Consider the following 15,452-nt stretch of genomic DNA (forward strand, 5'->3'; position numbering starts at 1 on the left):
AAGATGAACCCATTGGAAACGATACTTTCTATCAAAAATCTCAGCAAACGTTATGGCGCACTTCAAGCACTAAAAAACGTTTCTTTCGATATTCATAAAGGCAACGTGTATGGAATTTTAGGGCCCAATGGGAGCGGAAAGTCAACAACTTTAGGTATTGCTCTGAATGTGGTCAATAAAACTTCTGGAGAATACAGCTGGTTTGGCGGTACAATGGAAACCCATGAAGCCTTAAAAAAAGTGGGGGCAATCATAGAAAGACCTAACTTTTATCCCTACATGACCGCTCAGGAAAACTTGGAACTGGTTTGCAAAATCAAAGGAATAAACTATGCTAAAGTCAACGAAAAATTGGAATTAGTAGGTTTAACAGATCGTCAGAACAGCAAATTCAGCACTTTTTCTCTGGGGATGAAACAACGCTTAGCCATAGCCTCTGCCCTATTGAATGATCCTGAAATTTTAATTCTCGACGAACCCACAAATGGTTTAGATCCTCAGGGAATTCATCAAATAAGAGATATTATCAAACAAATTGCAGCCAAAGGAACTACAATTTTACTGGCTTCTCATTTATTGGACGAAGTAGAAAAAGTGTGTACCCATGTTTTGGTTTTAAGAAAAGGCGAGATTTTATACACCGGATTAGTAGACGGAATGTCTGCAAACGAAGGTTTCTTTGAAATACATGCTGATGACATTGACAATTTAATAGTAGTGGTACAAACACATCCTGCCGTAAAAAAGGTTGTGAATGAAGAAGGAAAGGTTTTAGTTTATTTAAAAGATGATTTAGACGCAAAAGAATTAAACCGATTTCTTTTTGAAAAAAATATTGTATTAAATCACTTGGTTAAGCGAAAAAATAGCTTGGAAGAACAATTTTTGGAATTGACAAAAAATCAATAACAACGGTCTTACTAATCACAACCATTTAAAACTTAAATCACAATTTCATAATGAAACGACTTCTCTCAATAGAACTTCAAAAAATTTGGAAAAACAAAGCAAGCCGGGTTTTGACTTTGACCTATTTTATCCTTTTAACCTTCATTGCATTAATAGCCTCGATAAAATTTGACTTAGGTATTTTCAAATTTCATCTGGCAGAAATGGGAATATTCAATTTCCCTTTTATTTGGCATTTCAATACTTATATTGCGGCCGTTTTAAAATTGTTTTTAGCAATTGTAATCGTTTCCATGATGGCAAACGAATACAGTTATGGAACGCTGAAACAAAATTTAATTGATGGGATGAGCAAGAAGGAATTTATTCAATCTAAGTTTTTAACCGTCGTTTTATTTGCAACAGTATCTACCGTTTTTATTTTTATAATGTCACTTCTTCTAGGATTAAGCTTTTCTTCGTACACGGAAATTAGCATTGTATTCTCGGATTTAGAATACCTATTGGCCTATTTCATAAAATTAGTTGGATTTTTCTCTTTCTGTTTATTTTTAGGAATATTAGTCAAACGATCAGCATTTGCGCTGGGATTTCTATTGGTTTGGAATATTATCGAAGGGATTATCAAGGGAGTTTTGACTTTCAAAATTTTTCCTGAAAGTAAAACAGCAGCCTCAATTATGCAGTTTTTCCCTTTAGAATCAATGTCGAATTTAATTGTCGAACCCTTTTCCCGATTATCCGTGGTAAAAAACTTGGGAACACAAATTGGCTTAGATAATATTAAAAAATATGATGTAGAATTATCATCCATTATTATTGTTTTGTGCTGGACCGTGATTTTCATTTTCCTTTCCTACCGGTTATTAAAGAACAGAGATTTGTAGTATCTTTATGTTTCTATGACTGGTGTAAAAACAATATTATTTTATTTTTTCATTTGTTGCATTTCTATTAATGCAAAGGCGCAATCTATTTTAGTAAACGACACGTATACGGCTAGCCAACTTGTAGAAAATATTTTAGTAAATAGTTCCTGTGCTACCATTATAAACCCAGTAGCAACTGGGGATAATTATTCTGGAAGTCAAAAAAGTTATGCTTATTTTAATGCTGCCACGACTAATTTTCCGTTCAAAGAAGGAGTAGTTTTAAGCACATGGACCAGTCAAAATTCTGTAGGTCCATTTGTAACAAACAGAGGTGGCGGCGACTCGCGTTGGGTAGGTGATTCTGATTTAGAACAAGCATTAAATTTAAATCAAACATTTAATGCGACAGTTCTTGAATTTGATTTTGTGCCGTTGACTAATTTTATCAGCTTCAATTATATCTTTGCATCCAATGAATATCAATTGTATTTCCCTTGTGCTTTTTCAGACGGATTTGCTTTTTTAATTAAAGAAAAAGGAAGTAGTGCACCCTTTCAGAACATAGCGGTTTTGCCTAACAGTTCGATTCCGGTCTCCTCAACAAAAGTGCATCCCTTAATTTCTCCATACAATACTGGGAACGGATTAATATCAGGTTGCCCCCCTGAAAATGAAAACTATTTTGGCGGATATAATGGTAGTACCAGCCCCATTAATTATAGCGCCCAAACCGTGGTTTTAAATGCTCAAAGTACTGTTATTGCAGGCAAAACATATCATATAAAATTAGTCATTGCAGATGATGAAAATAGAGAATTTGACTCAGCTGTATTTCTTGAAGCAGGAAGTTTTTTACCAAAAATTAACTTAGGACCAGATCGACTACTGACAACGAATACTGCTATTTGCTTTGGCGAAAGCTTTACGATTGATCCTAAATTGCTATCAAATTACACGTACCGATGGTACAAAAACAATGTGCTTTTACCCGAAAATACACCAACTTATAACGCTACCAGCTCCGGTATTTATAAAGTAGAAGTTTTGCTTACCTCCAGTTGTATCGCTACTGAAGAAATAAAAATCGAATATATTCCGGAAATCGATTTAATGGACACTACTCTTTCACAATGTGACGATGATGCGGATGGGATTACCATTTTTGATTTGACTAAAGTAGATGCCATTGTAAAAAATAATATTCCAAATCTAAGTGCGGTGGTTTATTATAATTCTTTGGCTGATGCCAAAGCAAAATTGAATCCAATTACTAATGCCACTTCTTTCACAAATACTGGCACAAATCAATCCGTATTTGCAAGAGTGACCAATACATTGGGATGCGAAAGTTTTGCAACAGTACAACTAATTGTTTCTACTATTGTAATAGCTCCACAAAATCCTATTGCAACTTGTGATGCCGATGGTTCCGAAGATGGATTGGCTCAATTTGACTTAAATTCCCAAGTCACGCCTCAAGTTTTAGCAGGATTACCGCCAGGATTAGTAGTTAAATATTATTTGAATACCAATGATGCTGTTGTCGAACAAAATGTGTTACCGACTCTTTTTAAAAATACGATTCCAAATCAACAAACGATTTTTGCTAAAATTTTAAACGGTCCTGATTGCTATTCAATTACAGTCATTACTCTTGAAGTAAACTCTTTTGACCCGCCTAATTTTCAAGATGAATCTTTAATACTATGTGAAGGTACCCCAATCAACTTAACTGTTAATACTGGTTTCTCGAGCTATTTATGGAGTACACAAGCTACAACAAACAGCATAACAATTGATTCTCCTGGAACATATTTTGTTACCGTAACGAATAAAAATGGCTGTCAAAAAACAAAAAAATTCATTGTTTCTCTTTCTGGAATTGCAACAATTACCGGAGTAAAAGTAAATGATTTTGCCAGAAATGAAAATTCAATTACAATTGAATATACCGGAATTGGTGCCTATGAATTTTCAATTGACGGTGATTTTTTTCAGGATAATTCAACTTTTGAAGGCGTTGCTCCCGGCGAATATTTACTCTTCGCCAAAGATAAAAATGGTTGTGGTTTATCGCTCCCTTTTACAACTTATATTTTAGATTATCCACGTTATTTTACACCTAATAATGATGGATATAACGATGCTTGGAAAATTAAAAATTTGGAGACACTCCCAAAATCAACATTGTACATATTTGACCGTTATGGAAAGCTGCTGAAACAATTAACTGTTTCATCGAATGGTTGGAACGGAACTTTCAATGGTTCGGCGTTACCTGCTGATGATTATTGGTTTCATTTAAATTTGGAAAATGGCAGAACAATAAAAGGTCATTTTTCATTAAAAAGATAATATAAAATTTGCTATTTTTAGCAAATGAAAAAAACTTTACTATTCCTTTTTATTCTTTTTTCTATAAGTTGTTTCTCGCAGTTTAGCAAAACACATTATATCCCGCCATTGACCTGTTCTAACAATTTAGCAGGTGATCAGTATTTATATATTTCTACACCCAGCACCAACAATGTAAATTTCAAAATTATAGCAAGTGCAGGCAACATCATAACAGGTGTAGTCACAAATACTAGTCCATATATTTACTATATAGGACAAGGAGAAAATACGCAACTATTCACTCCAAAAACAAATATTGGCATTGTAACAAATAAAGGATTTATAGTAGAAGCTGAAGATTTAATTTATGTAAGTATTCGTGTTAATGCCGGATTTTCAGCTCAGAATAACTCATACAATCATGCGGGAGGATTGGTATCAAAAGGGAACAGTGCTTTAGGGAAAGAATTTAGATTAGGAGCAATGTTAAATCCTCTGTACGATCCGAGTCTGTTGAATTTTGCTTCAATACTATCAACAGAAAACAATACAAAAGTCACTATTTCAAACATTCCTATTGGATCTGTTCTATCTGACGGAACTATTGTCAATGGCCCTCTAATTGTTACATTAGGTAAAAATGAAAGTTATGTTTTAGCTTTGGAAAATTACAACACAACTGTTTCTAATAGTTCTAAAATGATTGGCGCTTTAGTCGAATCTGATAAACCCGTGGTTGTCAATTCAGGTTCTTTTGGAGGAAGCAACAGTTCGTTTCTTAACGCGCAAGGAAATATACCCGGTAGAGATGTAGGTTTTGACCAAATTGTTCCGACAGAAAAAACGGGAAAAGAATATATTTTTGTCAAAGGATTAGGAAGTGATGATTTAGAACAGGTTTTATTGATTGCAAATGTTGATAATACTAAAATTTTCATCAACGGATCAACAACTCCTCTTGCTCCTATTAATAGCGGACAATATACTGTAATCGATGGAAGCCAATTTATTGATGGAAACTTATATGTTTCTACCACCGAAAACGTATCTGCTTACCAAAGTATTGGAGGTGATTTTTCTCCTGCTAACCAAAATTTATTTTTTGTACCGCCATTAAATTGTGCAACACCCAATATTGTAGACAACATACCAGCCATTCAATCAATAGGAAGTACCTTTTATAATGGAGGATTGAACATTGTAACTGAGACAGGCGCTACGGTAACAATAAATAATAATCCTATCAATACAACTGCTGTTCCTGTAATAGGGAATGCCAATTATGTAAGATATTCCCTTTTTAATTTGACTGGAAATATTGCTGTAAAATCCACGAGACAAGTGTACGTATCTTACTTTGGAACAAATGGAGCTGCAACTTATGGTGGCTATTATTCCGGATTTGATACTAAACCAGAAATTGTTACTGATAAAATTACTGTATCTAATTTAGCTTGTATCCCAAATATTGTCCTAAAAATAAGCACGTTATCCTCTTACGATACGTTTCAGTGGTACTTTAACGACCAAATAATTGTTGGTGCAAATTCAAATTCATACACGCCCTTAATACCTGGATATTACCAAGTGAAAGGAAGTATTGTGGGTTGTCCAACTACAGTTCCTATTTTCTCAGATAAGATTCCGGTAAGCGACTGTCCATTAGATTCAGATAATGACGGAACAAATAACAACATTGATATTGATTTGGATAATGATGGAATAATTAATAATCGTGAAGCCAATATATCGCTGTTCAATCAGTCAAATCCTATTGCAAGTACACATTACAATGCAACAACATCAGGAAGCGGAACGGTTACCGGTAAACCATTGTACGGATTTGTATAACAAGTACCTGCTGGAATTACAAATTTCGCAACTTACACGTTAAATTTTACCAAAACAGAAAGTATCAGCATTAATTATAAAGCACAGGATAATCCAAACCAAATTACTGATATTTCTGAATATTTAAATGCAGAAGGCGATTTTATAATAAAAGTGCCGACAGATAAAACCATTACTTTGACAGATCCGCAAAATCAATTACTAGTGGATACTAACTATGATGGAATTTACGAAAGTGGTGTAACTGAATTTTCTTCCTTTGAAATCCGATTCCGATTAAAAAGTACTACTCCACTACTACCTGGTTTAGGAAGTTTTCAATTTTCATCTTATCTTACTAATTCAATATCATTCAGTCATATTAATCTTTCTGAAACCACCGCAAACAAAGCTATATTCATGATTAGCCATACAGAAACATTTGACTCGGATTCTGATGGATTTCCCGATTTATTAGATATTGATAGTGACAATGATGGTATTCCAGATACCATTGAGGCGCAAGGAAAAGGATTTAAAGTTTTTTCAGGAATAGACGGAAACAAAAATGGTTTGGACAATGCTTTCGAACCGGGGATAATTCCTATTGATACCGATGGTGATTTAATTGCAGATCATCTCGATTTAGACAGTGACAATGATGGTATTTATGATTTAGTTGAATCAGGTCATAATGCTGTCGATTCCAATCAAGATGGAATAATTGACGGCGGTTCTATTCTTTTTGGAGCGAACGGACTTTTAGACGTCCTTGAAACAGCTGCGGATAATGGCAAAATCAATTATACTATTTCTGATACTGATTCAGATGAAACGTCTAATTATATCGATTTGGATAGCGATAATGATGTTTGTTTTGATGTAATAGAAGCCGGTTTTACAGATGGTGATACTAATGGAATATTAGGCAACAACCCGACAACCGTGAATCAAAAAGGCAAAGTTACCAGCGGCATAGGCTACTCGACCCCAAATAACAATTATATAATTGCCGCACCAATAGTAATCACCTCTCAACCGGTTACAAATCCTACCTGTGAGTTAGAAAACACAACAATTACTGTTGCTGACAATGGCGGAAATACCTATCAATGGCAGTTATCAACTGATGGAACAATCTGGAATGACATCTTGAATACTGTAAACTATCAAAATACCACTACTAATACATTAGGATTGATAAATATTACTAATGCAATGAACGGTTACAAATACAGAGTAAAATTAGAAAAAACAGGAAATTCATGTGGCTTGATTTCTAATGAAACTGCTTTGAAAATTTATACTTTACCAGTCGTAAATAGGGTCACAATTGTACAATGTGATGATGATACAGATGGATTTTCAGCTTTTAATCTAACGGTAAAAAATAATGCGATTTCTACTAATTCAGCGTCAGAAACATTCACGTATTACACATCACTTGCTGCTGCTGAAAATGAAGATTCCACGGATTTAATTTCCAATCCTTCAGCATTTAGAAATACCACTGCCGGAAGTATGACTGTTTGGACGCGGGTTACAAATTCAAATGGCTGCTATAGCATCGCTGCAATTGATTTGACTGTATCTACTACACAAATTCCAGCTTCATTCAGCAGAACTTTCAGTAATTGCGATGATTTAGGTTTGAGTAATGATGATACAGATGGTATTGCTACTTTTGATTTTAGTAGCGTGACTTCAGAAATCATAGCCATTCTTCCACCCTCCGCAACACCTTATTCCATTCGATATTACAAAAATGAGCAAGATGCTTTATCTGAAAATGATGCAATAACAAATACTTCAAACTATAGAAATGAAGGATATTCAAATCAGCAAAAAATATGGGTTCGCGTCGAAAGTACGGCTGACAATGCCTGTTATGGTTTGAGTCCAAGAGTTACATTAACAGTAAATCCAAAACCAAATATTAATACGAATGAAGATTTAGAAGAAAATCAGTTGGTGTGTTCAAACCTTCCCACTTTTTTTGTAACATTAGACGCAGGTATTAAAGACGGTTCACCAACTTCTGATTATACTTATATCTGGACCAAAGAGAATGCTGTTTTAGAGACTGAAATTGGACCAACATTGGAGGTAAATCAAGAAGGTAATTATACTGTAGAAGTAATTTCGCTTGACGGCTGTAGCAGAATTAGAACCATAAAAGTAACAGCTTCCGATATTGCAAAAATTACGAATATTGCGATCACCGATTTATCGGATATAAACTCCATAACTATAAATGTTAGTGGACAAGGACAATACGAATACAGTCTTGATGCTCCTTCCGGACCTTTTCAAGATTCTAATTTCTTTGACAATATAGCCGCTGGAATTCATGAAATATACATTAATGACAAAAATGGTTGTGGAACGGTGAGCCAAACTATAGCCGTCATTGGAATCCCTAAATTTTTTACTCCAAATGGAGACGGCCAAAATGATTATTGGAATGTAAAAGGAGTAAACGCAAATTTTAATGCTAATTCTACCATCTATATTTATGACCGTTACGGCAAGTTGCTAAAACAAATTACGGCCTTCAGTCAAGGTTGGGACGGGACTTTTACAGGACAGCCTTTACCGTCTGATGATTATTGGTTCGCTATAAAATTAGAGGACGGAAGAGAGGCTAAAGGCCATTTTAGTTTGAAAAGATAGTGAAGTTTTAGGGCATTCCACCATAAAAGGAAAGGGCTACTCATTGCAACAATGAGTAACCCTTTCCTTTTATGGTGTCGGGCTATCCACGCTACTTCGGTAGCTAGTTCCTATCCCTCATGCAAATCTATGGTAATAAAGAAATCTAATATTAATAATTACAATTATCCTGTCAAAAAAAAAGCCATTCGAATCAACGAATGGCTTACAATTTTATAAAAAATAGAATTAGATTTTAAATCTTTTTCTATCAGTTTCTGTCAAATAGATTTTTCTCAAACGAATAGATTTTGGAGTTACCTCAACATATTCATCTTTTTGAATGTACTCTAAAGCTTCTTCTAATGAGAAAATAACTGGAGGAATAATTCTAGCTTTATCATCATTTCCAGAAGAACGAACGTTAGACTGTTTTTTCTCTTTGGTAACGTTAACACACATATCATCGCTACGAGAATTTTCTCCAATTACCTGACCTTCGTAAATTTCATCATTAGGATTAACGAAAAACCTACCACGATCTTGCAATTTATCGATAGAATAAGGAATAGCTTTTCCTTTTTCCATAGAAATTAAAGAACCTTTGTTACGTCCGGCTATTTCTCCTTTGTACGGTTCGTATCCTATAAAACGGTGTGCCATAATAGCTTCACCAGCTGTTGCAGTAAGCAATTGATTACGCAATCCAATAATTCCACGTGATGGGATATTAAATTTTACAATCATACGTTCCCCTTTAGTTTCCATGCTTAGCATTTCACCTTTACGCAAAGTAACGAACTCAACCGCTCTACCCGAAAGTGATTCTGGTAAATCGATTGTCAATTCTTCAATTGGCTCACATTTTTTACCATCAATTTCTTTGATGATAACTTGTGGTTGACCGATTTGCAATTCATAACCTTCTCTTCTCATTGTTTCAATAAGAACTGATAAGTGAAGTACACCACGACCAAAAACCATAAACTTATCAGCTGAATCAGTTTCACCCAATTTCATTGCTAAGTTTTTTTCTAACTCTTTTGTCAAACGGTCTCTAATATGACGAGAAGTTACAAATTTACCCTCTTTACCAAAGAAAGGAGAGTCATTAATTGTAAACAACATACTCATAGTAGGCTCGTCAATATCGATTGTTTTCAATGCTTCTGGGTTTTCAAAATCAGCGATAGTATCTCCAATTTCAAATCCTTCAACACCAATAATTGCACAAATATCTCCTGCAATAACTTGTTGTACTTTTTTACGACCAAGTCCTTCAAAAGTATGAAGTTCTTTAATTCTAGATTTCATTACTGTACCGTCTCTTTTTACTAATGAGATTGGCATACCTTCATTCAAAATACCTCTTTCAAGACGACCGATAGCGATACGACCTGTAAATGCTGAGAAATCTAATGATGTAATCAACATTTGTGGTGTTCCTTCAGAAACTTTAGGAGCTGGTACATTTTCAATAACCATATCCAATAATGCTTCCACATTATCCGTTACGTTTTCCCAATGGTCAGACATCCAGTTATTTTTAGCAGAACCGTAAACCGTTGGAAAATCCAATTGCCACTCTTCAGCACCTAATTCAAACATTAGGTCAAAAACTTTTTCATGCACTTCTTCAGGAGTACAGTTTTCTTTATCAACTTTATTGATTACAACGCAAGGTTTAAGACCTAAGTCAATAGCTTTTTGAAGAACAAAACGAGTTTGAGGCATTGGTCCTTCAAAAGCATCTACTAGTAGACAAACTCCATCAGCCATGTTCAATACACGCTCTACTTCACCACCAAAATCAGCGTGACCAGGAGTATCAATAATGTTGATTTTTGTTCCTTTGTATACTACAGAAACATTCTTTGAAGTAATAGTAATACCTCTTTCACGCTCTAAGTCGTTGTTATCAAGGATTAAGTCACCGGTATTTTCGTTATCACGAAATAACTGACAGTGATACATAATTTTATCAACCAAAGTTGTTTTACCGTGATCGACGTGGGCAATAATTGCAATGTTTCTAATAGATTCCATCTGTGATTTTTAATGGGTGCAAAAGTACACTTTTTTTTCGGTATAAAAATATATTTATTCAATACTTTACATATTCTTAATAGTTTATATCTTTTGGCAAATTAAAAATAATTAAAACTTTACAGTAACCAAAAAAATTAACCCGCATCAAAACATAGAAAAAAAAAGAGTGTGATATTCAAATTCTTACATTTAAATAACTGTGGTTATTTCTAAAAAAGAAAAACCTCTTATACTTTTAACATGTCAATTTACAATAAAAAAAATTAATTAAACAAACTCACAACCAATTTGTTAGACAAATATTAAAATAAACCCAAAAAATAAGTTTAAAATCTTATTTAATAATATCGCATTAATTATTTATATTTGATTAATGAAAAATCAATCCAATCAAATCGCCTTAATTTACATTATCCTTTTAATGTTCATTTCGATTATTTATTATAAATCTCTCCAAGATTACACTTATAATAGCAGTTATCAATCTTTATATTTTATTAAAGACATCTTGTTTGTTCTTTTTTCAGGAATGCTTCTGAAATTTATTTTAGCTCATAATAACTCAAAGAGCTATGCCATTTATCAAAAATTAAAAGATACAAATCAAAAAATCAAAGAATCAAATGACAAATATGATATTGTAGCAAAAGCCACAAGCGATACTATTTGGGATTGGAAAATTCAGGAAGACAACTTTAGTTGGAACCAGGGAATTAATAATATTTTTGGCTATACAGAAAACCAAATTGGAGACACTTCTAATTGGTGGTTTGACAAAATCCATCCAGAAGACAGCATAAAAATGTCAATTAAATTATATTCTTTTCTCGAACAAAAAACTGAAAAATGGCAGGATGAATATCGTTTTAAATGCGCTGACAATACCTATAAATATATATTGGATAAAGGTTTTCTTTTGAAGGATGAAAATGGAAAGCCAACAAGAATGATTGGCGCCATCCAAGATATAACCAAACAAAAAGAAGAAGAACAACGCCTTAAATTATTAGAAACCGTAATTACACAGTCAAAAGACTCTATAATCATCACAGAAGCATTTTCTACTGACAGAACCATTCCCAAAATCATTTACTCGAATCCTGCATTTTCTGTTATGTCCGGATATCTTTTTAATGAAATTATTGGCAAATCTCCTACTATTTTTATAGGCCCAAATTCTGATATGGAGGAATATCAGAAACTTCTTAAAGCTATAAATAATAAAGAAGAATGCCAGATAGAAACGATAAGCTACACTAAGAAAAACGAGCAATATCTCGTTCGATTCTCAATGATCCCTGTTTACAACTCTGAAAACGAACTTTCGCATTGGATTTCAATTCAAAGAGACATATCAAAAGAAAAGAAACAAGAAAAAGAAAAAGAAAAATTAATTATAGAATTAATTCAGAAAAATAAAGATCTAAAGCAATTTTCCTATATAACATCACACAACCTTAGAGCTCCATTATCTAATTTGACAGGCTTACTTAATTTAATAGAAGATATTCCGATTGAAAATTTAGAATTAAAAGAGATACTAAATGGTTTCAATAAATCAACTCACCTATTAAATGAAACCATAAATGATTTAGTCAAAGTTATCGTAATAAAAGAAAACTCTTCTTTACAAAAAGAAGCTATTCAACTGGAACATATTTTTGATAAAATCATCAATCAACTTAGTTTTCAAATTGAATTCTCGAAGCCTACTATAAACATCAATTTAAAAAAAGTTTCTATTTTAAATACAAACAAAGCTTATCTGGAAAGTATAATCCTAAATTTGATATCTAATTCTTTAAAATTCAAATCAGAAAATCGAAAACTTGAAATAAACATTACAGCAAGTAAAACTGGAAATACAGTAATCATAATCTTTTCAGATAATGGTATAGGAATCGATTTAAAAAGAAATCGCGATAAAGTTTTTGGCCTTTACCAACGTTTTCATAATTACCCAGATAGCAAAGGATTGGGCTTATATTTAGTAAAATCACAGGTAGAAACTATGGGAGGAACTATCGATATAGAAAGCGAAGTTAACAAAGGGACAACATTTACATTAACTTTTAGAAACTAATAAAATGCTTAATCAAATTTTATTCATCGACGACGACCCTATAACACTAATGTTATGCAAAAAAGTTATTACTAAGTCAAACTTTTGCAATGAAATTATCACTTCTCAAAATGGAGAAGAAGCACTTCTTTATTTCAACACTATCAAAACTTTAAACATAAAGAATCACCCTCAGTTAATTTTTTTAGATTTAAACATGCCTGTAATGGGAGGCTGGGAATTCTTAGATCATTTTAACAGTACTAAATATTCCGATTTCAATTCAATAAAGGTTGTTATTCTATCTTCAACAATAGACCCTGAGGACTTAGAAAAGGCAAAAAATTACCCTATGGTAATTGAATTTATATCAAAACCTATTACAAAAACAATGCTTGAATACTTAAAAAATAAATTAGAATTAAAATAAAAAAAATTAGACACAAAAAAAGCTCTCATAAATGAGAGCTTTTTTTGTGTCTAAAAAATTGTTTTTAATTACAATTTAGAAACAAGTTTCGTTAATTTAGATTTTAAATTAGAAGCTTTATTATCATGAATGATATTTTTCTTAGCTAATTTATCAATCATAGAAATTACACTTGATAATTTAGATGTAGCATCAGTTTTATCAGTTGCTATTCTTAATGCTTTAATGGCATTACGAGTAGTTTTGTGTTGGTATCTGTTTAATACTCTTCTCTTTTCGTTACTTCTAATTCTCTTTAGAGCTGATTTATGATTTGCCATTTTATTGCTTTTTTATCTTTTACTATTTTTTTGTAGTCCGTAAGGGAATCGAACCCCTGTTACCAAGACGAAATCTTGGCGTCCTAACCCCTAGACGAACGGACCATTATCCCCTAAGTTTTTATCAATCTAAAATATTGAAATTGTAGCCCGTAGCGGAATCGAACCGCTCTTACATGGATGAAAACCATGCGTCCTAACCGATAGACGAACGGGCCATTATCCCTTCTAAGTTCAGGAAAACTTTAACATGCAATAAAAATAGTAGCCCGTAGCGGAATCGAACCGCTCTTACATGGATGAAAACCATGCGTCCTAACCGATAGACGAACGGGCCCTGCTTCTCTAATGCGGATGCAAAAATACAACTATTTTTGAAACGTACAATAGTACATGCAAAAAAAATTATTTTTTTTTAATACGCCTTTGCAAATAGCACTCTACCAATAGAGCTTTCCCCAGTGAAAACACAGCTTCCCGCCTCTTCTACTCTATCCAAAGGAATACATCTTATGGTGGCTTTAGTCAACTCTTTGATCTTCTCTTCAGTGGCTGCTGTTCCATCCCAATGTGCTGATACAAAACCTCCTTTAGAATCAATAACCTCTTTAAACTCTTCAAAACTGTTTACTTCGGTAATATGCGTATTTCTATAATTTAATGCTTTTTCGAATAATTCTTTTTGAATTTTCTCTAGCAAATCGCTAATATAAGTTTCGATTCCATCTTTAGAAACAACTTCTTTAGTCAAGGTATCTCTTCTTGCCACCTCAAAAGTTCCATTTTCTAAATCTTTAGGACCAACAGCAATTCGTACCGGCACTCCTTTTAATTCCCATTCTGCAAATTTAAAACCTGGTTTTTGAGTAGTTCTGTTATCAAATTTCACAGAGACATTCATTTTTCGCAAAGCAGCAGTCAAAATATTTACCTCAGTGCTTATAGCTTCTAATTGCTCATCTGATTTATAAATAGGCACAATCACGACTTGAATAGGTGCTAAACTAGGAGGCAGCACTAATCCCTGGTCATCTGAATGCGTCATTACAAGCGCTCCCATCAAACGAGTTGAAACTCCCCAAGAAGTCCCCCAAACATATTCTTGCTTTCCTTCGGCATTTGCAAATTTCACATCAAAAGCCTTAGCGAAATTCTGTCCTAAGAAATGCGAGGTTCCCGCTTGCAATGCTTTTCCGTCTTGCATCAAAGCTTCGATACAATAGGTTTCTTCTGCTCCGGCAAAACGTTCCGTTTCAGTTTTTATTCCTTTTATCACCGGAATTGCCATAAAATTTTGGGCAAAATCAGCATATACATTCATCATTTTTTCTGATTCCTCCACAGCCTCCGCTTTAGTAGCGTGTGCAGTATGTCCTTCTTGCCATAAAAATTCTGCGGTACGCAAAAATAATCTGGTTCTCATTTCCCAACGTACCACATTAGCCCATTGATTAATCAACAAAGGTAAATCTCTGTATGATTGAACCCATCCTTTGTATGTAGACCAAATAATAGCTTCACTAGTAGGACGAACAATTAATTCTTCTTCTAATTTTGCATTAGGATCAACCATAAGCTTCCCAGGTCTATCAGGATCATTTTTTAAACGATAATGAGTGACAACGGCACATTCTTTTGCAAATCCTTCAGCATTTTTCTCCTCTGCCTCAAACATGCTTTTTGGAACAAATAAAGGAAAATAAGCATTTTGATGCCCTGTTTCTTTAAACATTCGATCCAATTCAGCTTGCATTTTTTCCCATATTGCATATCCGTAAGGTTTGATAACCATACATCCTCTAACTGCTGAATTTTCGGCTAAATCGGCTTTGACCACCAACTCATTATACCATTTTGAATAATCTTCTGCTCTTGTAGTTAAGTTCTTACTCATATTGAATAGTTTGGCACAAATTTTGCATTAATATTTTTAAATAAATAGTTCAGCAAAACTAACTATTTTTGTAATGTGCAACAATAAAAACTCCATA

10 protein-coding genes and 3 tRNA genes are annotated in these 15,452 nt (G+C 33.5%); 7 read left to right on the forward strand and 6 right to left on the reverse strand.

The annotated features are described in order from the left end of the window. Window positions 1-12: 12 nt before the first annotated feature. The 5 genes from DR871_RS10185 (at window position 13) to DR871_RS16550 (ending at window position 8,621) form a co-directional block, all read left to right on the forward strand. Window positions 13-909 carry an ABC transporter ATP-binding protein gene (locus DR871_RS10185; RefSeq protein ID WP_113666488.1) on the forward strand — a complete coding sequence of 299 codons (897 nt, stop codon included), beginning with the start codon at window positions 13-15 and terminating at the stop codon, window positions 907-909. A gap of 50 nt (window positions 910-959) precedes the next feature. After that, window positions 960-1,796, forward strand: coding sequence for an ABC transporter permease (locus tag DR871_RS10190; protein WP_113666196.1), 837 nt, complete (start codon window positions 960-962; stop codon window positions 1,794-1,796). Window positions 1,797-1,811: 15 nt separating this feature from the next. Beyond that, a complete protein-coding gene (locus DR871_RS10195; protein WP_113666197.1) occupies window positions 1,812-4,136 on the forward strand; it encodes a T9SS type B sorting domain-containing protein in 2,325 nt (774 codons plus the stop codon). Window positions 4,137-4,160: 24 nt separating this feature from the next. Beyond that, the gene (locus DR871_RS16545) at window positions 4,161-5,969 is read left to right on the forward strand and encodes an IgGFc-binding protein (protein ID WP_242497098.1); all 1,809 of its coding nucleotides are present in this window, start codon (window positions 4,161-4,163) and stop codon (window positions 5,967-5,969) included. Window positions 5,970-6,122: 153 nt separating this feature from the next. Beyond that, window positions 6,123-8,621 (forward strand): T9SS type B sorting domain-containing protein, encoded by a 2,499-nt coding sequence (locus tag DR871_RS16550; protein WP_242497099.1) that lies wholly within the window; start codon window positions 6,123-6,125, stop codon window positions 8,619-8,621. A 228-nt stretch (window positions 8,622-8,849) separates the two neighbouring features. Here the strand turns inward: DR871_RS16550 and typA are convergent, their stop codons facing one another. Then, window positions 8,850-10,646, reverse strand: a complete 1,797-nt coding sequence (gene typA / locus DR871_RS10205) for a translational GTPase TypA (RefSeq protein ID WP_113666198.1) — start codon at window positions 10,644-10,646, stop codon at window positions 8,850-8,852. Between the two features lie 376 nt (window positions 10,647-11,022). On the opposite strand from typA, the gene DR871_RS10210 reads away from it, so the two are divergent. Further along, window positions 11,023-12,732: a PAS domain-containing sensor histidine kinase gene (locus tag DR871_RS10210; protein WP_113666199.1), complete on the forward strand. Its 1,710-nt coding sequence runs from the start codon at window positions 11,023-11,025 to the stop codon at window positions 12,730-12,732. A gap of 4 nt (window positions 12,733-12,736) precedes the next feature. After that, window positions 12,737-13,141 carry a response regulator gene (locus DR871_RS10215; RefSeq protein WP_113666200.1) on the forward strand — a complete coding sequence of 135 codons (405 nt, stop codon included), beginning with the start codon at window positions 12,737-12,739 and terminating at the stop codon, window positions 13,139-13,141. A 68-nt stretch (window positions 13,142-13,209) separates the two neighbouring features. On the opposite strand, the gene rpsT is transcribed toward DR871_RS10215, so the two are convergent. From rpsT to proS, 5 genes are all read right to left on the reverse strand, one after another. Then, window positions 13,210-13,461, reverse strand: coding sequence for a 30S ribosomal protein S20 (gene rpsT, locus DR871_RS10220; RefSeq protein WP_113666201.1), 252 nt, complete (start codon window positions 13,459-13,461; stop codon window positions 13,210-13,212). 33 nt (window positions 13,462-13,494) lie between these two features. Next, window positions 13,495-13,566, reverse strand: a tRNA-Glu gene (locus tag DR871_RS10225). 41 nt (window positions 13,567-13,607) lie between these two features. Continuing rightward, a tRNA-Glu gene (locus tag DR871_RS10230) sits at window positions 13,608-13,679 on the reverse strand. A 47-nt stretch (window positions 13,680-13,726) separates the two neighbouring features. Beyond that, window positions 13,727-13,798, reverse strand: a tRNA-Glu gene (locus DR871_RS10235). Window positions 13,799-13,876: 78 nt separating this feature from the next. After that, on the reverse strand, window positions 13,877-15,355 hold the full coding sequence (proS, locus tag DR871_RS10240; RefSeq protein WP_113666202.1) for a proline--tRNA ligase: 1,479 nt from the start codon (window positions 15,353-15,355) through the stop codon (window positions 13,877-13,879). Window positions 15,356-15,452: the final 97 nt, after the last annotated feature.

This window comes from Flavobacterium petrolei (assembly GCF_003314435.2).
In the GTDB taxonomy this organism is placed as follows: domain Bacteria; phylum Bacteroidota; class Bacteroidia; order Flavobacteriales; family Flavobacteriaceae; genus Flavobacterium; species Flavobacterium petrolei.

What these genes read in the sequence shown, in the direction of transcription:
- DR871_RS10190 (WP_113666196.1), top strand. Translation starts at nt 960, where the DNA reads ATGAAACGACTTCTCTCAATAGAACTTCAAAAAATTTGGAAAAACAAA.
- DR871_RS10195 (WP_113666197.1), top strand. Translation starts at nt 1,812, where the DNA reads ATGACTGGTGTAAAAACAATATTATTTTATTTTTTCATTTGTTGCATT.
- DR871_RS16545 (WP_242497098.1), top strand. Translation starts at nt 4,161, where the DNA reads ATGAAAAAAACTTTACTATTCCTTTTTATTCTTTTTTCTATAAGTTGT.
- typA (WP_113666198.1), bottom strand. Translation starts at nt 10,646, where the DNA reads ATGGAATCTATTAGAAACATTGCAATTATTGCCCACGTCGATCACGGT.
- DR871_RS10210 (WP_113666199.1), top strand. Translation starts at nt 11,023, where the DNA reads ATGAAAAATCAATCCAATCAAATCGCCTTAATTTACATTATCCTTTTA.
- DR871_RS10215 (WP_113666200.1), top strand. Translation starts at nt 12,737, where the DNA reads ATGCTTAATCAAATTTTATTCATCGACGACGACCCTATAACACTAATG.
- rpsT (WP_113666201.1), bottom strand. Translation starts at nt 13,461, where the DNA reads ATGGCAAATCATAAATCAGCTCTAAAGAGAATTAGAAGTAACGAAAAG.
- proS (WP_113666202.1), bottom strand. Translation starts at nt 15,355, where the DNA reads ATGAGTAAGAACTTAACTACAAGAGCAGAAGATTATTCAAAATGGTAT.